Here is a 19,660-nt window from a genome sequence, read left to right as displayed (position 1 = left end):
ATGAAGTCCGGGGTCGCCGAAATCGTGGATTCCGTGTGCCTAGGCATAGGTTACATTGTAAGTTACACCGTAACTATTCATGTTCAGGGATACCCGCCGCCGGGTTGGATGTTGCTGGCCACAGTGAGTATGACTATCCCAGGATCCCCAGCGTGACATGCAACCACAACAAACACCTGTCGGACAAACACCGCACAAATTCGAGTAACCTGCACGAATGCGTCGCTATGTGGCCGCCATCGATCAAGGCACGACCTCGAGTCGATGCATCGTCTTCGATCGGCAAGGGCGGGTCGAAGCCGCGGCCCAGCGTGAGCACGAGCAGATCTTTCCGCAGCCGGGCTGGGTGGAACACGATCCCGAAACAATTTGGCGCAATACCGCACTCGTACTCGGCGAGGCGTTGGAGCGCAAAGGGCTGACCCGTGACGACATCGCCGCGGTCGGGGTGACCAACCAGCGCGAAACCACGGTCGTGTGGGACCGCGCGACCGGCAAGCCGATTCACAACGCGATCGTCTGGCAGGACACCCGCACCGATCAGCTGTGTACCGAACTGGGCGGCGCGGTGGGACCGACCCGCTACCAGGACCGTACCGGCCTTCCACTGTCCACCTATTTCGCTGGGCCGAAGCTGCGCTGGATCTTGGACAATGTAGCCGGGGCGCGCGACCGCGCTGAAGCGGGCGAGTTGTGTTTCGGCACGGTCGACAGCTGGCTGCTGTGGAATCTCACCGGCGAGCACATCACCGACGTGACCAACGCCTCCCGCACGATGCTGATGGATCTACGTTCGCTGCAATGGGATTCGCGAATCTGCGCGCAATTCGGCGTGCCGGAGGTGATGCTGCCGAAAATTCGCAGTTCCTCGGAGATGTACGCGCAGATCAACTCTGGCCCGTTGGCCGGGGTGCCCGTCGCGGGCATCCTCGGCGATCAGCAAGCCGCCACTTTCGGCCAGGCCTGCTTGTCGCCCGGCGAGGCCAAGAATACCTACGGCACTGGGAATTTCATGCTGTTGAACACCGGAACTACACCGGTGATCAGCAAACACGGCCTGCTCACCACGGTGTGCTATCGCTTGGGCGAAGCGGACGCGGTGTACGCGTTGGAGGGCTCCATCGCGGTCACCGGCGCACTGGTGCAGTGGTTCCGCGACAATCTCGGCATCATTTCCACCGCCGACGAGATCGAACCGCTGGCCCGCGGGGTCGCCGACAATGGTGGCGCCTATATCGTCCCAGCCTTCTCGGGGCTGTTCGCGCCGCGGTGGAGACGGGATGCGCGCGGCGTGATCGCGGGACTCACCCGGTTCGTCACCAAAGCGCACCTGGCACGGGCGGTGCTGGAATCCGCGGCATTCCAGACCCGAGAGGTGGTCGACGCGATGCGTGCCGATGCCGAGTCCCGACAACTCGACCTGGAGCTGACCACACTGAAGGTGGACGGCGGCATGGTAGGCAACGACCTGCTCATGCAGTTCCAGTCCGACATCCTCGACGTTCCAGTGGTGCGTCCGGTGGTCAACGAGACCACGACGCTCGGCGCCGCGTACGCCGCGGGTCTGGCGGTCGGCTTCTGGCCGAGCACCGACGACATCCGCGCCAACTGGGCCGCTGACCGAATCTGGCATCCCAGGATGTCGCCGCAGGACCGCGACAACCACTTGGCCGCCTGGAACAAGGCCGTCGAACGCACTTACGGTTGGGTGGATTAGCGACGACACCGTGCCGTGTTCGGCGGCGACCAGGACGTTATTCCGCTACCGCGCGAGCCAAGCGATCAGCCGCCTCCCGCAGCGTCGCTGCTTCGGAGGTGGTGAAACACAAGCGCATCGAGTTGCGGTGTGCGCCGGACACCGCGAAGGCCGCTCCGGGAACGTAGGCGACGCCGAGTTCGACCGCATGGGGCAGCAGGTCCACGGTGTCGGTGCCATCGGTGAAGTCGGCCCACACGAACATGCCGCCGGCGACTTCGGTGGTCACCAGTCGGTCACCAAAGCGTTCGCGCAACCGCCCGATCAGGACACCCGCACGCTCACCGTAGATCTGCCGGATCTTGTCCACATGCGCCACCAGCCAATCGGTGTCCGCAAGCAGGTCGGCGGCGATCTGCTGAGTCAGAGCCGAACCACACAGGTCCGCGCCCTGCTTCAGCAACTCCGCGCCCCGGCACACCACATTCGGTGCGATCATCCACCCGACCCGCAAAGTCGGCGCTAGCGTTTTCGAGACACTCGACAACCGGATCACGTTGGGCGAGTACGACGCGACCGGCTCCGGCGACGGCCGATCGAACCATAGCTCGCCGTATGGATCGTCTTCGATCACCCAGAATCCGTACCGGTCCGCGAGCGCGGCGAGTTCTTGGCGACGCCGCGGGCTCATGGAGACACCCCGCGGATTGTGGAAATTGCTCACGGTGTGCACCAGCGCGGGGCAGTCTCCCTGGCCGACTAGTTCGGCCAGTGCGTCGGTCCGCATACCCTCGGCGTCCAGCGGAACCGTCACGATCCGCGCGCCCGCGGCCCGAAAGACTTGCAGCGCACCGACATACGTCGGATCCTCGACCACGACGAGTGCGCCCGGGTCCAGCAGCACCTCGGCAAGCAGCGACAGCGCCTGCTGTGAGCCGTGCGTGACGAATACTTCCTCGAGCGGCACCGGTCGACCCAGGCGTGCCGCCTCCCGGGCCGACAGTACGTCGCGCAGCGGCCCCCATCCGGCCGATTCGGTGTACTGCAGCCGCGCGCGATTCGCGAGCGCCGACTCGGCCGCCAACGCGATCCGATCACGCGGCATGAGCTGCTGGTCGGGCAGCCCACCGGCCAGGCTGATCACGTCGGCACGGGCGGTCAGCTTCAACAGGTCGCGGATCGCGGAGCTCTTCAGGCCGTCGAGACGCCGAGCCAGCGGTGGGGTGATCGGCGACATGAAACCTCCGAGGAAACGCCGCGGTACGCGAGACCTCACTGTCGCATATCGGCGACCAGAGTATGAAATTTAATTCTCAATATATGAGACGTTGTCACCGTTCCCGGATGATGGAGACCAGTTTCTTGCCGTCCCGGTCGACAGTGGTGACACTCTGTCGATACACGATCGTGGTGCCGTCCGGGCGGTGCTCGGTCAGGTCTACATCGAAGGAGTCCGCGCCTACCTCGGTGATGCGCACGCAATGCGTAGCTCCCGCCGGGATCTGCTCGTCGATCGCCTTCTGAATGACGGCGGCGGTGGAGAAATCCGCATCCGGTGCCACGAACGACCTGGCCCGTTCCCCGTTGCGTGCCACGTAGAACGCGTTTTGGAACCCGAGAATGGCCCCGGGGCCGCTGGCGGTGTCACCGGCGCCGTTGCCGACGGTCACCTTGCCTTCCTTGCTGGACGGACAGCTCAATGCGGCAGTCGTTTTCCCGCCCGCGCCCGGCGAAGCGCCCTCGTCACCATTATTTTCGGACACCGAGACGATCGTCACGGTCAACGCGATCAGCACGATCAGCGCCGCCAACGCGCCGAGCACGATCCGACGCTTCGAGGGGCCGGTTCGGCGGGTCGGCGCGGGTGTCGAGGGGACGCGCAGCGCGAGCCGCATGGCGATCGGGTCCTCGGCCCAGGACAGACCGGAGTCGGTCGACGAAGGAGGCTTCGGCACACCGCCCTCGGCGGTCGGCTGGTTCCACCACGCGTCCTTTTCGTCGTTTCGGGTCGGTGGACGTACGGCAGCCGTGGCGGTCGAGTCGCTGCGGGCAGGCGGTGCCGGTGCAGGCGCGGGCGGTGCAGGTGCGGGCGCAGGCGCAGGCGGCGCCGGTGCGGGCGCAGGCGCAGGCGGCCGATCCGAATAGTCGGTCGAATCCGGCGCCCGATACTGCGGCGGCGACGCCGGCGCCGTCTCCGGCTCGGCGGCGGGTCGCCAGATCAGCTCGGGGTGGTCGGTCTGCTGTTCGGGCAGTGACCAGCGCGGGCCGGTGTCGGCACCCGTTGGTGGGCCGAATTCGGAAATCGGCGGTCCGAATTCTCCCAGCGGCGGACCGAACCCCGACCCGGACCGGTCGGGCTCGTTCTCCCTCGCATCACCCTCGGAGGTCACACCCAATCCTTTCCCCGGGACACACGTGTGGGGCGGTCGCGAACGACCGCCCCACCCGTCGAAATCAGCTCGTGTCAGTACTGGAGTGAACCACCCCATTGGGTGGTGACACCAGCCACTTCGATGGTCTGCGGTGCAATTTCGCCCGGCTGAAGCGGAAGCTTAACCTGCGCGGCGGCATCCAGCGCGGCGGCGCCGCCCGGCTGCTCACGAATCCAACCCTCCACTGCGGCCTTGGCCATGTTCAGCTGGGTGGTGTCGAACACCGCGGTCGTGTTGTTGTCGGCCAAGCCCTCGCCACCGGTGTAGGTGGTCAGCTTGATGGTGTTCTTGTCGACGAACTCCACCGAGACACCGGCCTCGCCCGCGCCGGTCGGCGTGCGGTAGCCGATGGTGCCGACGTAACCCGCCTCGTTGCCGAAGTGGTGGGTGTTGGCCACGTAGCCCGGCAGCAGCGTGCCGCCATCGACGTTCGCACCCAACTCCGCGTGCGGACCTGTCATCTCCACGACCGGCGCGGGCGGAGCGGATTCCAGCCGCGGCGCCTGCCAGCGCGGCTGCACCGGCTTCGAGGACTCCGGCTGCTTCGCCTCGGCGTTCTGGTCGCCGGGGGTGTCGGGCTGCTGCGCGCCCGGCTGCTCGGATTGCTTGGAGTCGCCCTGCTCCGGCGTGACCGCGGGCTGTGCCTCTCCCGGCTGCTGACCCGGGACCGGCAGCGGCGCGACACGTGGTGAGGTCACGCCCGGCTGGGTCGGCGCGGACAGTTTCGGATCCCGCTTATCCGGCATCACCTGGTTCGGGTCCGGAGTGGTGACGCCGGGCTGGCTCGGCGTCGGTGTGCTCTCCGGCTTCTCGGAACCCTGATTCGACTGGGGCGCATTCGGATCCGGCTTGGTGGTCTCCGGAGTGCTCGGCGACTCGTTCACGCCAGGCTGCGCCGGAGCCGGCGTCGGCGGAGTAGTCGGCTGATCGTTGGGAGCAGCCCCGGCCGGCGCTGCGAAGAGAGTGGCCACAGCGGCCGCAGTGGCCAGTGGCAACGAGGTGCTCGCCATCGCTCGCTGGGCTCGACTCGGCTTACGATGTTTCACTTTTCGCAATCCCTTCCCGGATGCGGACCGGGTTGTCCGCACTCAGTTGTCCCTGGGTGAGACGCCTGATCGTCGAACAAAGCCGAATCATTCGCCGTTCCGATTTGGAAAGGACCTATCCCCCCACACCGAACCTCGCGACCGCCGTCCGATCGCATCTCTGTGGAGGAGTGAACCACATGTGTGCACGATGGGCAATGCGACGAATAGCCAAGGGTGGCAAGATGCCCGAGCCCGCCATCGGCCCGGAGCTTCGGGGGCCGATGTCCGAGAACGGACACGACACGGCGCGCGTCAGTCCAGGTCGTCGTGCCGCATCAGCAGCCGGGCCGCCTCGGTCACCGAACCGGTGAGCGAGGGATAGACCGAGAAGGTCTGCGCCAGGTCGTTGACCGTCAGATTATTCTGCACCGCAAGCGCGATCGGCAGGATCAGTTCCGAGGCGATCGGCGCGACGACGACACCACCGATCACCACGCCGGTCGCGGGCCGGCAGAAGATCTTGACGAAACCGCGTCGCAGCCCGGACATCTTGGCGCGCGGGTTGGTGTTCAACGGCAGCATCACCGTGCGCGCGGGAACCTCGCCGTTGTCGATAGCGGTTTGGCTGACCCCGACGGTCGCGATCTCGGGGCGGGTGAACACCGCGGAGGCAACGGTCTTCAAGCGAATCGGACTGACCCCCTCGCCGAGCGCGTGGTACATCGCGATACGTCCCTGCATCGCGGCCACCGAGGCCAGCGGCAACAGACCGGTGCAGTCGCCCGCCGCATAGATGCCCGGCACCGAGGTACGCGACACCCGGTCCACCCGCAGATAACCGCCGCTGTCGAGTTCGATGCCGACCCGTTCCAGCCCGAGCCCCGCGGTGTTGGGCGTCGACCCGACGGTCATCAGCGCATGCGAGCCGGACACCGTGCGGCCGTCGGACAACGTGACCACGACGCCCTCGGCAGTGCGCTGCACCGTGTCGGCGCGCGCGTGTTTGACCAGTTCGACACCACGCTCGGCGAGCGCGTCCTCGAGCACCAGCGCGGCATCGGCGTCTTCGCCGGGCAGGACGCGATCGCGGCTGGATACCAGCTTCACCCGCACACCCATCTCGGTATAGGCGGAGACGAACTCGGCGCCGGTGACGCCCGAGCCGACCACCACCAAGGTCGCCGGCAGTTCGGCCAAGTCGTAGAGCTGACGCCAGTTGAGAATGCGCTCGCCGTCCGGCTCGGCACCGGGCAGCACGCGGGGGCTCGCGCCGGTCGCGATCAGCACCACCTCGGCCTCGATGGTCTGCTGTGCGCCGTCGGACAGCGTGGCGAGCACCCGGTGCGCGGCGAGCCCGCCCGCGCGATCGGTCAGCTCGGCGGTCCCGGTCAGCACCGTCACCCCGATGGTCTGCAGTTTCGAGCGAATATCAGAGGACTGCGCCAGCGCGAGCGCTTTCACCCGCGCGTTGACCTCGGATAACTGCACCCGCGCTTGGTTCGGGTCGAGGGTGATGCCCAGATCGCGGGCGCGGCGCAGGTCGGTGCGCACACCGGTCGAGGCGATGAACGTCTTCGAAGGCACGCAGTCCCACAGCACGCACGCCCCACCGATACCGTCGGAATCGATCAGCGTCACCGACGCCCCGTGCTGGGCCGCCACCAGTGCCGCCTCGTAACCGGCCGGTCCACCACCGATGATCGCGATGCGGGTCATTGATACCTCCGCTAGAGCCCGGTGCCAGGATCTCCGGCACGCACTAGACGTTATCCGGCAACTACCTCGCACCCCCGACCGCGTTACCCGTGCACAACTATCGCCCACCGCGCGCCGCGCCGCAGGTGTGGCAATCGAACGCAGTCTCCGAAGGTTATTGGCTACCCTTTGCTGGTGCCGATATACGCCGCTTATGGGTCCAACATGGACTCGACGCAGATGCTCGAGCGCTGTCCGCACTCCCCCATGTCCGGGACGGGCTGGTTGGAGGGCTGGCGGCTCACCTTCGCCGGTGACGATATCGGTTGGGAAGGGCCTCTCGCGACGGTCGTCGAGGAGCCGGGTTCTCGCGTGTTCGTCGTGCTCTACGACGTGTCCCCGGAGGACGAGCAGCGGCTGGATCGCTGGGAAGGCTCGGACTTCGGCATCCACAAGAAGATCCGTTTGCGCGTCACCCGAAACGCGGACGGCGCCGCGGAACCAACGCTGGCCTGGCTGTATGTGCTCGACGCCTACGAGGGCGGCCTGCCGTCGGCCCGCTACATCGGCGTGATCGCCGACGCCGCCGAAAAAGCGGGTGCGCCAGAGGACTACGTCCACGCTCTGCGCACCCGCAACAGCCGCAATGTCGGACCGGGCAACTTCGGCTGACCGCGTTCGGTCGGGTGACACCAGCGGCGTGACCGTCCCGAGGGCCGATCACGCCGTGCTGTGACGAATAACCTGCGCCGAATAACCTGCGCCGAAAGTTCAGCCCGCGTCGAGCACGATATTGCTCAACACCCGGACGCCGACCGCGAGTGCCCGCTCGTCGAGATCGAACGTCGGCTGGTGCAGATCCAACTGCTCGCCGTGTCCGGACCAGACGCCCAGGCGTGCCATCGCGCCCGGCACCTCCTCCAGGTACCAGGAGAAGTCCTCGCCGCCACCGGACTGCATGGTGTCGGAAAGGGCATCCGGACCGAGTCGACGGATCGCGTCCTCGAACATTCGGGTGGAGTGCTCGTCGTTGACCACCGGCGGCACACCGCGCCGGTAGTTCAGCTGGTAACGCACACCCGTCGGCGCGAGCAGACCGTCGACGATCTCGTGCACCATCGGCTCCAGCAGCGACCAGGTCGCGTGATCGCCGGTGCGGACGGTGCCGGTGAGCATCCCGGTCTGCGGAATCGCGTTCGGCGCCTTGCCCGCGCTCACCGCACCCCAGACCATCACCGTGCTGGTGCGCGGGTCGATGCGGCGGCTGAGCAAACCGGGCAGACCCGTGATCACCGTGCCTATCGCATAGACCAGATCGCTGGTCAGATGCGGGCGCGAGGTGTGACCGCCCGGGGAGTCGAGCACCAACTCGATGGTGTCGGCCGCCGAGGTGATCGCGCCGACCCGGATGCCGACCCGGCCCACTTCCAGACGGGGGTCGCAGTGCAGCGCGAAGATCCGCTCCACCCCTGCCATCGCACCGGTGGCGACCACGTCGATCGCACCACCCGGCATCACCTCTTCGGCGGGCTGGAAGACCAGCCGTACACCGACCGGCAGCACGGGCGCCTCGGCCAGTGCCAGCGCCGTGCCGAGCAGAATCGCGGTGTGCGCGTCGTGGCCGCACGCGTGCGAAACGCCGGGCACGGTGGACGCGAAGCTCAGTCCGGTGAATTCCTGCAGCGGGAGCGCGTCCATATCCGCGCGCAGCCCGATCCGCGGCCCCTCCGGTCCGATGTCACAGATGAGGCCGGTACCACCGGGAAGCACGCGCGTCACCATGCCCGCCTTGGTCAGCCAGGTCGAAACGAACTCGGTGGTGGCGAACTCGGTGCGGGACAGTTCCGGGTTGGCGTGGATGTGCCTGCGCCACTGGACCAGATCGACCGCGTGCTCGGTCAGCCACGACTCGACTGCCGCCCGCCCGGCTCGCGCGATGTCCGACGATGCGGGGTTCCCTGCGCTCTCCGTGCTGACGCAGGCCACCGCCTTCGGGCCCTTGGCCCGCGCCGCCGAACGGCCGGTAGTGCTCACCGAATGTCCTCCTGTCGTTGAACGAGCCGTTGCAACAACCTGTGTCTGTGTATGTCATCGCGGGCGACGCTGATTGCGGTACGCGCGAGCGCGAGCGCACCATCGAGGACCGCACGATCCGCCGAGGCATTGATGCTCGCCGCGGCAAAACCTGGCTGATGCGTCACAGCACCATCGGCATCGATGCCGATAACCGGGTGAATGCCCGGAATGACATTCGTGACGTTGCCCATGTCCGTGCTGCCCAGCGGCCGCTGCGCCTCGAGTTCCGGTGCGATCGGCACGCGTCCCAATCCGATGATCTGTTCGCGATAGGCAAACAATAACTCCGGATCCGGGGTCAACTCGGTGTAGGTCGGCGCGAGCGTTCGCACCTCGTGGGTGCAGCCGGTCGCCAGGGCGCCCGCCTCGAAACACGCCGACGCTCGTCGCAGCAGATCATCGAGGGCTACCGAGTCGATCGCGCGAAGGTAATACAGCAGTTCCGCGCGTCCGGGCACGATGTTGGGAGCTACGCCACCCTCGCCGACTATACCGTGCAGTTGCTGGCCGGGCAGGAGGTGCTGGCGCAGCAATCCGAGGGCTACCTGCGCGACAGTGATCGCGTCGCCCGCGTTGCGGCCCAGTTCCGGAGCCGCGCTGGCGTGCGCCTCACGACCGTGGAAGACCACCGACACGTCGGCCAGTGCCAGCGAGTGCGCACCGACGATGTCGAACGGACCCGGGTGCACCATCATCGCCATCGCGACGTCGTCGAACGCCCCGCGCTCCAACATGAGCACCTTGCCGCCGCCGCTCTCCTCGGCTGGGGTACCGAGCACCAGCACGGTGAGGTCGAGTTCGTCGGCGACCTCGGCGAGGCCGAGCGCGGCGCCCACCGCCGTCGCCGCGATGATGTTGTGCCCACACGCATGCCCGATCTCGGGCAGCGCGTCGTACTCCGCACAGATCCCGACGGTCAGCGACCCGCTGCCGTAGCGCGCGCGGAACGCGGTGGGCAACAGGGCGACGCCGGCCTCGATCTCGAAGCCGCGCGCGGCGAGCGGAGCGATGGTCTTGGCGACACTACGGGTCTCCTCGAAGGCCAACTCCGGCTCGGCGTGGATCGCGTGCGAGAGCGCGACCAACTCGGCGGACGCCGCCCGGATGGCAGCGTCGGAGCCGTCGACCACATCATCGGCAGCCGTGCACATCGCGCGGTCGTCGAGGTGCGAGTCCTGGCGTCCGCTCCGCGGTGATGGCATGGGTCACAGTCTTACATTGCGTGGGCACACCGGCGCACTGCGCGCGGTCGGCCGACCATCGCGCCGCCGCGACGCCCTGCACCCGCGGCGAATTCCCGTCACCTCGGGTCGAACGCCAGGTTCTCGGGCGTGGTCGGCACCGAGAGTCCGGCCAACGCCTTCGCGTGCAGCGCGCGCTTGATCACAGACAGATTCGGCTTGCGATTGCCCGCCAGTGCCGCGGCCTGTCCGATCGCGGTCGCGAGCAACGAAGCAGCATCGGCCTTGTCGTCGACAATGCCCGCCGCGATCGCCTCATCGGCCGGATAGCGGTGACCGGTGGTCATCGCCCGCACGCAGACCTGGTTGGACAACCGCTCGGTGAGCAGGGCGTTCATGCCGACGGTGAACGGCATGCCGAGGTGCACCTCGGGCAGGCAGTAGTAGCCGCGGTCAGCACGCATGACCCGGAAGTCGTGCGAGGTCGCCAACATAGCGCCCGCACCAAACGCGTGGCCGTTGACCGCGGCGACAGTTGGCAGCGGGAAACCGAGCAGGCGGGTATAGAGCGAGTGCACCCGGTCCAGATAGCTGTGCGTCGCGTTCAGGTTGCCGAACAGCCAGTTGGTGTCCAGGCCGTTGCTGTAGAACTTTCCGTTCGCCGTCGTCACCAGCGCGGCAGGCCCCTGGGAACTCTCGACCTGATCCAACAGCGCGTGAAACTCGTCGATCCAGTCCGGGTGAAAGCGATTCTCATCGTCGGTCTGCCCCGCATCGCCGAGGTAGACGACGAACACTTCCCCTTCACGTTCCAGATACGGCATGCGCGCAGCGTATCTGGTGTGCACCCAAACCCTACTCACGGGTAGAACTCGGGCACTCGCTCTGCTCACTCCTCTCCGTCGAAGTTCACCCGCGCCGTAGCGACTCAGCACCCTGCACTCCCGTCGGGTGTCTGTCTTACGAGCGCCGGTCGCGGCGCGGCAGGCGCTGCCTATCAACACGACTACTGTGACAATCATGCTTGCCGAACAGGCCGCCGAGGCGATCGCCGAACGTACGGGAGTACCGCGCCATCGGGTCGCGGTGGTGTTGGGATCGGGCTGGCAGGACGCGGCCGCGGAGATCGGGCCGCCGCGCGCGTCGGTGCCGATGCCGGAGCTGCCCGGTTTCGCGACGCCGAGTGCGCAGGGCCATCTGGGCATGGTCCTTTCGGTCGAGGTGAACAACTCTTCCGTGCTGCTGCTGATGGGTCGTCAGCATCTCTATGAGGGCTACGAGCCCGCCGAGGTGGTGCACCCGGTGACCGCTGCCGTCGCGGCGGGCGCGGAAATCATCGTGTTGACCAACGCCGCGGGCGGTATCCGCGCCGGCCTCCAGGTCGGCGAACCGGTCCTGATCAGCGATCACCTCAATCTGACCGGCCGCACACCGTTGACCGGCGCGACGTTCGTCGATCTGGTCGACGCGTGGGATCCCGGTTTGCGGGCGTTGGCGCGAGAGGTCGACTCGAGTCTGACCGAGGGGGTGTACGCGAGCCTCACCGGACCGCAGTACGAGACGTCTGCCGAGGTCCGGATGCTGCGTACGATGGGAGCGGACCTGGTCGGTATGTCGACCGTGCTGGAGGCGATCGCTTGCCGCGCGCTCGGCGCGAAAGTGCTCGGCATCTCACTGGTCACCAATCTGGCTGCGGGCGTCACGGGGGCGCACCTGTCGCATGCCGAGGTGCTCGCCGAAGGCAATGCGGCCGCGCCGAGGCTCGGCAAACTGCTGCGTGGCGTGCTGGAACGGGTGTAGATGCTGCGCTTCGGCACGGCGGGCCTGCGCGGGCCGCTACAGGACGGCCCGGACGGCATGAATGTCACTACGGTGACCAGGGCGACCGCCGGGATCGTGGAGTGGCTGCGCGGCCGGTGCCTCGGCGGCGGCGCGGTGGTTGTCGGCCGCGACGCACGGCACGGGTCCGCCGAGTTCGCCACGGCGACCGCGGAAATCTTTGCCGCTGCGGGGTTTTCGGTGACGATGCTGCCGCGTCCGCTACCCACGCCGGTGGTCGCGTACGCGGTGCGCGAACTGGGCGCTGTCGCGGGTGTGCAGATCACCGCGTCACACAACCCCGCCACCGATAACGGCTACAAGGTGTACCTCGCCGGCGGGGCGCAGTTGATCGCCCCCGCCGACGCCGAAATCGAGCGCTGCATCGAGGCGGTCGCCGAGCCGGTCGCACGCACACCGGTCGCCGCCGCGAACGACGATGTGGTGCGGCGTTATCTGCACCGGGTCGCCGAGCTGCCCTCGTTGCTCGGCGGCCCCGGCGAGCGCGCGCGCATCAGGATCGCCCTCACTGCGCTGCACGGCGTCGGTGGCGACCTCGCGGTGCAAGCGCTCACCTCGGCGGGATTCACCGATGTCCACGTGGTCGGCGAGCAGTTCGAGCCGGATCCGGACTTCCGCACGGTCGCGTTCCCGAACCCGGAAGAACCGGGCGCCACCGATCTGTTGCTCGCGCTTGCCAGCCGAGTCGGCGCCGATGTCGCGATCGCGCTCGACCCGGATGCCGACCGTTGCGCGGTCGGTATCCCGTTGCCCGACCGGTCCTGGCGGATGTTGCGCGGTGACGAGACCGGCGTGCTGCTCGGCGCCCGGGTGCTGGAGACCGCGGGCCCCGGCGCGCTGGTGGCGACAACGATCGTGTCGTCCCGGCTGTTGTCCAAGCTGGCCCCCGCGCGCGGCGGGCGCTACGCGGAGACCCTCACCGGCTTCAAATGGCTGGCCCGTGCGGGCGACGGCCTGGTGTACGCCTACGAAGAGGCGATCGGACACTGTGTCGACCCGGTGACGGTCCGGGACAAGGACGGCATCTCCGCCGCCGTGCTCATCGCCGACCTGGTGGCCGCGGTGAAGGCGGCGGGTCACACGCTGGGCGACGAACTCGACGACTACGCGGTGGAATTCGGACTGCACTCCGGTGATCAGGTGTCGCTGCGACTGGCGTCGGCCGAGGCCGCCGCCGCGGTGGTCGCCCGGCTGCGGGCGAGTCCACCGGACGATATCGCGGGCGAGCCGGTGAAATACATCGATCAGTTCCAGGTGCGCGGCCGAATGCGGACCGACGCGCTGATCTTCGAGGGCAGCTCGTCGCGGCTGGTCATCCGCCCGTCCGGCACCGAGCCGAAAGTGAAGTGCTACCTGGAGGTGGTCGAGCCGGTCGGTACCCGCGCCGATCTCGCACCCGCGCGAGCGGCCGCGCACGTGCGGCTTTCGGCGCTGGGTGATTTCTGCCGAGCACTCTGACCGCTCGGCGCCGCGCTGCCCGGCCCACCGATCAGCGCGGGCCGAACTGCCGATCGCCCGCGTCGCCGAGGCCCGGCACGATGTAGGCGTTCTCGTTCAGTCCCGCGTCGACGGTGGCGGTCACCAGGCGCACCGGCAGGCCCGAGTCCGCCAGCGCCGCAATACCTTCCGGAGCCGCGACGACGCAGCATGCGGTGATGTCGGTAGCGCCGCGGGCCACCAGCAACTCCACGGTGTGCCGCATCGAGCCGCCGGTGGCCACCATCGGGTCGAGCACGAAGACCGGACGCCCGGCGAGATCGGCGGGCAGCGATTCCAGGTAGGGAACCGGCTGGTGGGTGTGTTCGTCGCGGGCGATGCCGACGAAACCGACTCTGGCGTCCGGAATCAGTTCGGCGGCCGCCTCGATCATCCCGAGTCCGGCGCGCAGCACTGGAACCAGCAGCGGCGGTGCGGCCAGTCGGACGCCTTCGGAGCCCGCGACCGGCGTGACGATGTCGAATCGCTCCACCGGCGCGTCGCGCAGCGCCTCATAGATCAGGATTCCGGTGAGATCGCGCAGCGCGGAACGGAAGGCCGCGTTGGGTGTTCGTTCATCCCGCATCGTGGTGAGCAGGGCGGCGGCCAGGGGATGGTCAACGGTGTGGGTGCGCATGAGGGAACGATAAAGTCGGTCGGGGGTGCGCCGCCCGACCTCCACTCAACTTTTTTCCGAACGGTGGAACCGAATGCGAAGAGCGCGCGTCGAACCAAGTGGATGACGTACTCTGCCTGGGAACAACAGATGGGGGAAGCTCTGATGCGAAAGATGTCGGCAGACACCGAGGGGATCGCAGCCTATGGCGAAACCGCTCACGCCATGGCGGGTGAGATGGCAGCGGCGGGGGTTCGCGCGGCGGCGGCCGAGCCCGCGTTACTCGGCCCGATCATGGGGCTGATCGGTGGCGACTTCATGGCTGCTTACACCGCGGCGCATGCCGGGCATCTGGCCTCGATCGGTCAACTCTCGGCGGTGCTCGCCAGCGTGGGTGGCGCGGCCACCGGCGCGGCCACCGTACTGACCGAGACCGATACGTCCCAGGCGGGTGCGCTGCGGACCGCGGCCGCCGAACTGGGGTGAGCCGGTGATCGACGTGAACGCGCTGGCCACACCGATCTTCGAGTTGCTCGCCAGTTTCGGTACCGGCGTGTTGCCGACCGGCGGGCCTTCCGATGCCCTCCGCGACACCTCGAGCGTGCTCGACCAGATCCACCGGACCGGTCGCGACAGCATCAACGGCATGAACGCCGCGTGGGACGGGCGCGCCGCCGACGCCGCCACCGCCAAGGCACTGCGGGTGCAGACCTCCGCGGCGACGATCTCCGACCGTGGCAATGACATGGCGACGGTGGTCAACCAGGCCGCGGCGGAGGTCGAGAAAGGCCAGCAGGACCTCACCGGCATCGCCCAATCGTTCGTGAACACCGCGGCGAGTATGGGCCCGGCCCTGGGAACGCCGCAGGGGCTGACGCTGATCGTCGGCTCGGCGATAGACCATCTCGGCCAGGCGCTCACCGTGGTCGGCCGCGTGCACAACGAACTCACCACGCACACCGCGTCGATGCACGACCTGACCCCACCACCGCCGACCCCGCCGCCCGCCGGTCTGCCCGGTCCAACCCCTGCGGTTCAGCAGCTGGCATCCGGCGTCGTCACCAGCGCGGGCCAGATGATGAGCACCGCGATGAGCGCACCGCGCCCTTCGCTACAGTCTCAGCGAAAGCCCGGCACCACCCCGGGTGCGCCCCGGCCGGACACTGGTTCGTCGGGACTGCCCGCCGACGGCAAGGGCGTGCGGATCACGCTGCCCGACGGCAGCGTCGTGGAGGCGCCGAACGAGCGGGCCGCCACAGCGGTCCGGTGCGCGGTCGGCACCGTCGGCACGCCGTACGTCTGGGGTGGAAACAGCCCAGGCTCGGGGCTGGATTGCAGTGGGCTCACCAAGTACGCCTACGGCGAAGCGGGTGTCGACCTGCCCCGACTCGCGGCAGATCAGGGCAACGGAGCCACGCCGGTGTCACCCGGTGACCTGATGCCCGGCGACCTCGCGATCTGGGACGGCCATGTGGCCATGGTGATCGGCAACGGGCAGTTCGTCGAGGCAGGTGACCCGGTCCAGATCAGCTCGATTCGAACGGAGAACTCAGGCATGGACTTCTACGGCTTCTACCGGCCCACCGCATGACCGGTCAGGCCCATGCCGGAAAGGACACCGCATGACCCGCCCCCAAGTCCCCAACGTCACGGTGGCGGGGAGCAGCAATCGTTCAGGCACCATCTCGGTTCGGGCGACCGATCAGGGCATGCCGGTGGAGATCACGTTCGAGCGCAACGAATACCGTTACGGCGCGCAATCTCTCGCCAACGAGATCTTGCGGCTGACACAGCGCTCCGCGATCGCGGCGCGCGCGCGACGACGCGAACTGCTCGCCGAGGCCGGCATGCCCACGGACATTCTCGACCGGCTCGGCCTACCCAACCGCCAGCAAGCGGTGGACGAACTGGACCGTATCGACGATGCGGACACGGGACCGACAAGCTGGATGAGGCCGGTATGAGTGCGGAAATGGATGCGCTGGTCGCCTCGGCGACCCAGAAGTTGGCGGCACTCGAGGCGGCGCTGCACGGCTTGCAGCAGGTGCGCGGTCGGTTCACCACCGAGGACGGCGCGGTCGGCGTCGAGGTCAACAGCGACGGCGCGCTGGTCGGTCTGAGCTTGTCCGAAGCGGTCACGGCGCTGCCGCCCGCCGAAGTCGGACAGCTGATCATCTGGGCGTGCAGGCAGGCCGCCGAGCATGCCGGCACACAGCGCTCGAAGGTCGTTGCGACACTGAACGAGTCATTCGTTCCCCTCGGGCAGGAGCCCGGAGCAACCAAAGCGGGCGGGCCGGATAGTGCCTGACGCAGAAGGTCGATAGGCTTCCGCTCATGGCTTCTGGAGACATCGTCCCGATCGAGCTCGGCCTGACCGACGGCGATCTCGTCACCCTGTGGGCACCGCGCTGGCGAGACGGTGACGACGAGTGGGAGGCATTCCTCGGACATGAGGATGCCCTCTACGGCTTCGAGTCCGTTGCGGAGCTGGCCGCGTTCATCCGCACCAACTCCGATAACGACCTCGTCGACCATCCCGCGTGGCAGGTCGTCGCGGGGCTGTCGGCGGTCGAACTGGAGCCGGAGGAGAACTTCACCTTCGACCTGGTGGCCGTACCGGAACTCGCCGCAGGCGAACCCGATGTGGATACCATCGCCGAGTTGGAGGACACCCTCGGCATGGTGCGCAATATCGGCGAGGTCTGCGAACTGGAGACGGTGACGAAGTTCTTCGGTTCGCACCCGGTGCTCGGCGCGCTGCCCGGCGGGATCAGCGCGTTCGTCGGACGCGACGGCGAGGAGTTGTGGGACCAGATCGGCGCCGCGATCGCCAAGGGCTGGGACGACGTGCTGGATGCCATCGACTCCGTGGTGCAGACCCCGGACGTCGACGCCGAAGCGGTGGCGGTCGCGGAAGCCGAACTGCTGGCCGCCGAAGAGAACGTCGTCGACGCCGATGACGTGGCCGACAGCGAGGAGGACGAGGAGTTCGAGTCCGTCGACCTCGATGAAGTCGAGAAAGACGACGAGGACGACGAGGACGAGGACGACGAGTCGTTCTGGCACGAAGTCGGCATCGACCCGGTGAAGATCGTCACCTCCGAGGGCAGCTTCTTCACGCTGCGCTGTTATCTCGATGACGAACCGATTTTCCTCGGCGCCAAGGGCGCGATCACCGTGTTCCCCTCCGAGCGTGCGCTGGCCCGCTACCTCGCCGACGACCACGAGCACGAACTGGCCAGGGTGAGCACGTTCGCCGACGTACAGACCGCGGCGGTCGACGGCTCCCTCGAGGTCGAGGTCACCGACGAGAACGTCTACGTATTGCCCGGCCTGGCCGACGACTTGGCGGAGGGCCCGGAGGCGGTCGACATCGAGCAGCTGGACTTGGCGGTCGAGCTGTTCACCGACGCCGCCGACTACGCCGACGACGACACTGTCGAGCAGGCGCTGGCGCAATCCACCCCACTCGGCTGGTACGTCTCCTACCTGCTGAACCCGGACCCGACCAGGATGGCGCCCAACCCGCCGTTCACCGCCGAGGCACAATCGTGGCGGGAGCTGGAACGTGCTCTCGAATCCCGCCTCGACCAGCAGTAGCTAGACCAACCGGATCCAGACCTGCTCGGCCTGCCCGAGTAGACGTCCGTTCGCGCCGTACACCGCTGTCGAGGCGAAAGATTTGCGGCCCTGCTCGCCGTGATTCGCGCCGACCACGACGCACGGCTCACCGATCTCGGGCATGGCATGCACAGTGGCGGTCATCGAGCCGAGCAGGGCGGGACGGTCGACCATGTCCGGCAGCGACCAGCCTCCGGGGCAGTCCATCGCTGCCCACAGCACTGCGGGGCCGGGCGGCAGCGTGTCGTCGGGGATCCATGGTGCTGCCACGTAGCCTGCGCCGATCGCGCCGGGCGCGATGCGCAAACCATCCGCACGGCCGCTGCCGCACACGAAGCAGGACGCGAACATCTCGTTGCTCCGATAACGACCCGATGCGATCGCGGCGTCGTCGAACGAGATTCGCCTCGGCACGTCCCGTTCGAATTCGCCCGCCTTCGCCTCAGCGATGAGAACGGCACCGTCGTAGAGCGCCGCGGCGCGCCGCTGGAGCGGCCGCTCCAGCGGCGGCGGGCTACGCAAGATCACCGTCACCGCCGCCGTGTCGCACTGTTGGGCCAGCAGCCCTGCGACGTAGCCGCCGTTGCCCGAGTCGGGTGGTCCGTTGAACCGCCGCGGGATCCGTAGAATCGCCATGTCAGCCACGCTAGCGAACGCGATCCCCCGCGTCTGTCCGGTCGGTGCGGGGCACCGCGACCGATTGTGGTCAACCGTGCGCGATCGAGCGGAGCCGACAATCGAAGCCTGCGGCGCCGAAACCCCCTGGGCCGCCGGCGCAGTGTGGCCCGCCGGCGCCAGAACGGTTGCGCACCGCAGTTCCCCGTCCGACCAGCACTTTCTATCCGAGCAGGACCGCGTATCCGGGTTTGATGATGTCGTCGATGATGCGCAACCGCTCGGGGAACGGGATGAACGCCGACTTCATGGCGTTGATGGTGAACCGCTCCAAATCGGTCCAGCCGTAGCCGAAGGTCTCGACCAATTTCAGCATCTCCTGGCTCATGCTGGTGTCGCTCATGAGCCGGTTGTCGGTGTTCACCGTGACGCGGAAACGCAGCCGGGCCAGCAGGTCGAACGGATGCTTGTCCAGCGCGGGTACGGCGCCGGTCTGCACATTCGACGACGGACACAGTTCGAGCGGAATGCGCATGTCCCGCACATACTTCGCGACCAACCCGAGCCGTGCGTCTTCGATCGCGCCGGGCACGCTGATGTCGTCGGTGATCCGCACACCGTGGCCGAGCCGGTCGCACCCACAGAACGCGAGCGCCTCGTGAATGGACGGCAGGCCGAACGCCTCGCCCGCATGGATCGTGAAGTGCGCGCTATTGGCACGCATGTACTCGAACGCGTCGAGGTGTCTGCTGGGTGGGAAGCCCGCCTCCGCGCCCGCGATGTCGAACCCGCCGACGCCACGGTCGCGGAATCGCACCGCCAGCTCCGCGATCTCCCGTGAGCGCGCCGCGTGTCGCATGGCGGTGAGCAGACAGGTCACCACGATGGTGTGGCCTTGCTCGGCCGCGGACTGCTCGCCCTCGCGGAAACCGGCGAGGGTGTGTTCGACCACTTCGTCCAGCGTCAGCCCGCGCTCCAGGTGCTGCTCCGGAGCGAAACGCACCTCGGCGTACACCACCCCGTCGGCGGCCAGGTCCTCGGCGCATTCACGGGCGACCCGGCGCAGGCCTTCCGGGGTCTGCATCACGGCGACGGTGTGCGCGAAGGTTTCCAGGTACCGCTCCAACGATCCGCTGTCGGCCGCGTCCCGGAACCAATCGCCGAGCGCGATCGCGTCGGTCGCCGGCAGGTCGTCGTAACCGCAGCTCGCGGCCAGCTCGAGCACCGTGGCAGGGCGCAGACCACCGTCGAGATGATCGTGCAGCAGTGCTTTGGGCGCTTGGCGGATCGAGGCGAGCGTCAAAGGCATCGGTCCAGTCATGTAACGACGGTAGCGGCACCCGGCCGAAACGGCAGCCGACTCTCGGCGTGGCAACCATCTCGTT

Annotated in this window: 19 protein-coding genes; 9 read left to right on the top strand and 10 right to left on the bottom strand. The window is 67.8% G+C overall.

What is annotated here, in order from left to right; translation table 11 throughout:
• The first annotated feature begins 217 nt into the window (after nucleotides 1-217).
• Nucleotides 218-1,717 carry a glycerol kinase GlpK gene (gene glpK, locus AB0C34_RS29440; RefSeq protein WP_357080003.1) on the top strand — a complete coding sequence of 500 codons (1,500 nt, stop codon included), beginning with the start codon at nucleotides 218-220 and terminating at the stop codon, nucleotides 1,715-1,717.
• A 37-nt stretch (nucleotides 1,718-1,754) separates the two neighbouring features.
• On the opposite strand, the gene AB0C34_RS29435 is transcribed toward glpK, so the two are convergent.
• The 4 genes from AB0C34_RS29435 to AB0C34_RS29420 all read right to left on the bottom strand — a co-directional run bounded on the left by AB0C34_RS29435 (nucleotide 1,755) and on the right by AB0C34_RS29420 (nucleotide 6,872).
• Nucleotides 1,755-2,933, bottom strand: a complete 1,179-nt coding sequence (locus AB0C34_RS29435; RefSeq protein WP_357080000.1) for a PLP-dependent aminotransferase family protein — start codon at nucleotides 2,931-2,933, stop codon at nucleotides 1,755-1,757.
• Nucleotides 2,934-3,027: 94 nt separating this feature from the next.
• Nucleotides 3,028-4,086: a hypothetical protein gene (locus tag AB0C34_RS29430; RefSeq protein WP_357079997.1), complete on the bottom strand. Its 1,059-nt coding sequence runs from the start codon at nucleotides 4,084-4,086 to the stop codon at nucleotides 3,028-3,030.
• A gap of 74 nt (nucleotides 4,087-4,160) precedes the next feature.
• Nucleotides 4,161-5,012: a hypothetical protein gene (locus AB0C34_RS29425; RefSeq protein ID WP_357079994.1), complete on the bottom strand. Its 852-nt coding sequence runs from the start codon at nucleotides 5,010-5,012 to the stop codon at nucleotides 4,161-4,163.
• Between the two features lie 456 nt (nucleotides 5,013-5,468).
• Nucleotides 5,469-6,872, bottom strand: a complete 1,404-nt coding sequence (locus tag AB0C34_RS29420; protein WP_357079991.1) for an NAD(P)H-quinone dehydrogenase — start codon at nucleotides 6,870-6,872, stop codon at nucleotides 5,469-5,471.
• Nucleotides 6,873-7,046: 174 nt separating this feature from the next.
• On the opposite strand from AB0C34_RS29420, the gene AB0C34_RS29415 reads away from it, so the two are divergent.
• Nucleotides 7,047-7,523: a gamma-glutamylcyclotransferase gene (locus AB0C34_RS29415; RefSeq protein WP_357079988.1), complete on the top strand. Its 477-nt coding sequence runs from the start codon at nucleotides 7,047-7,049 to the stop codon at nucleotides 7,521-7,523.
• Nucleotides 7,524-7,622: 99 nt separating this feature from the next.
• On the opposite strand, the gene AB0C34_RS29410 is transcribed toward AB0C34_RS29415, so the two are convergent.
• From AB0C34_RS29410 to AB0C34_RS29400, 3 genes are all read right to left on the bottom strand, one after another.
• Entirely contained in the window at nucleotides 7,623-8,789 is a 1,167-nt protein-coding gene (locus AB0C34_RS29410; protein WP_357080015.1) for a M20 family metallopeptidase, read from the bottom strand.
• A gap of 92 nt (nucleotides 8,790-8,881) precedes the next feature.
• Nucleotides 8,882-10,078 carry a M20 family metallopeptidase gene (locus tag AB0C34_RS29405; protein WP_357080012.1) on the bottom strand — a complete coding sequence of 399 codons (1,197 nt, stop codon included), beginning with the start codon at nucleotides 10,076-10,078 and terminating at the stop codon, nucleotides 8,882-8,884.
• A 149-nt stretch (nucleotides 10,079-10,227) separates the two neighbouring features.
• Nucleotides 10,228-10,932: an enoyl-CoA hydratase-related protein gene (locus AB0C34_RS29400; RefSeq protein WP_357079985.1), complete on the bottom strand. Its 705-nt coding sequence runs from the start codon at nucleotides 10,930-10,932 to the stop codon at nucleotides 10,228-10,230.
• Between the two features lie 196 nt (nucleotides 10,933-11,128).
• Here AB0C34_RS29400 and AB0C34_RS29395 point away from each other — a divergent pair, with 196 nt between their 5' ends.
• The gene (locus tag AB0C34_RS29395; protein ID WP_357079982.1) at nucleotides 11,129-11,908 is read left to right on the top strand and encodes a purine-nucleoside phosphorylase; all 780 of its coding nucleotides are present in this window, start codon (nucleotides 11,129-11,131) and stop codon (nucleotides 11,906-11,908) included.
• The gene (locus AB0C34_RS29390; RefSeq protein WP_357079979.1) at nucleotides 11,909-13,405 is read left to right on the top strand and encodes a phospho-sugar mutase; all 1,497 of its coding nucleotides are present in this window, start codon (nucleotides 11,909-11,911) and stop codon (nucleotides 13,403-13,405) included. It begins immediately after the preceding gene.
• Nucleotides 13,406-13,436: 31 nt separating this feature from the next.
• Here AB0C34_RS29390 and upp read toward each other — a convergent pair whose 3' ends face one another.
• Complete coding sequence (gene upp / locus AB0C34_RS29385; RefSeq protein ID WP_357079976.1) at nucleotides 13,437-14,060, bottom strand: uracil phosphoribosyltransferase; 624 nt, start codon at nucleotides 14,058-14,060, stop codon at nucleotides 13,437-13,439.
• Between the two features lie 144 nt (nucleotides 14,061-14,204).
• Here upp and AB0C34_RS29380 point away from each other — a divergent pair, with 144 nt between their 5' ends.
• From AB0C34_RS29380 to AB0C34_RS29360, 5 genes are read left to right on the top strand one after another with little or no spacing between them, the layout of a single operon-like run.
• The gene (locus tag AB0C34_RS29380) at nucleotides 14,205-14,525 is read left to right on the top strand and encodes a hypothetical protein (protein WP_357079973.1); all 321 of its coding nucleotides are present in this window, start codon (nucleotides 14,205-14,207) and stop codon (nucleotides 14,523-14,525) included.
• A 4-nt stretch (nucleotides 14,526-14,529) separates the two neighbouring features.
• Nucleotides 14,530-15,630, top strand: a complete 1,101-nt coding sequence (locus AB0C34_RS29375; protein WP_357079970.1) for a C40 family peptidase — start codon at nucleotides 14,530-14,532, stop codon at nucleotides 15,628-15,630.
• Nucleotides 15,631-15,661: 31 nt separating this feature from the next.
• Complete coding sequence (locus tag AB0C34_RS29370) at nucleotides 15,662-16,003, top strand: hypothetical protein (RefSeq protein ID WP_357079967.1); 342 nt, start codon at nucleotides 15,662-15,664, stop codon at nucleotides 16,001-16,003.
• The gene (locus AB0C34_RS29365; protein WP_357079964.1) at nucleotides 16,000-16,347 is read left to right on the top strand and encodes a YbaB/EbfC family nucleoid-associated protein; all 348 of its coding nucleotides are present in this window, start codon (nucleotides 16,000-16,002) and stop codon (nucleotides 16,345-16,347) included. The genes AB0C34_RS29370 and AB0C34_RS29365 overlap by 4 nt, the downstream gene beginning before the upstream one ends.
• A gap of 26 nt (nucleotides 16,348-16,373) precedes the next feature.
• The gene (locus AB0C34_RS29360) at nucleotides 16,374-17,639 is read left to right on the top strand and encodes a primosomal protein (RefSeq protein ID WP_357079962.1); all 1,266 of its coding nucleotides are present in this window, start codon (nucleotides 16,374-16,376) and stop codon (nucleotides 17,637-17,639) included.
• Here the strand turns inward: AB0C34_RS29360 and AB0C34_RS29355 are convergent, their stop codons facing one another.
• Nucleotides 17,640-18,296: a hypothetical protein gene (locus AB0C34_RS29355; RefSeq protein WP_357079959.1), complete on the bottom strand. Its 657-nt coding sequence runs from the start codon at nucleotides 18,294-18,296 to the stop codon at nucleotides 17,640-17,642.
• Between the two features lie 202 nt (nucleotides 18,297-18,498).
• Nucleotides 18,499-19,596 (bottom strand): adenosine deaminase, encoded by a 1,098-nt coding sequence (locus tag AB0C34_RS29350; RefSeq protein WP_357079956.1) that lies wholly within the window; start codon nucleotides 19,594-19,596, stop codon nucleotides 18,499-18,501.
• Nucleotides 19,597-19,660 lie beyond the last annotated feature (64 nt).

The sequence above is a fragment of the Nocardia sp. NPDC049220 genome (assembly GCF_040647855.1).
Classification (GTDB): domain Bacteria; phylum Actinomycetota; class Actinomycetes; order Mycobacteriales; family Mycobacteriaceae; genus Nocardia.
Note: the sequence above shows the minus strand (reverse complement) of the source record. Positions and strands in the feature narration are given on the sequence as shown.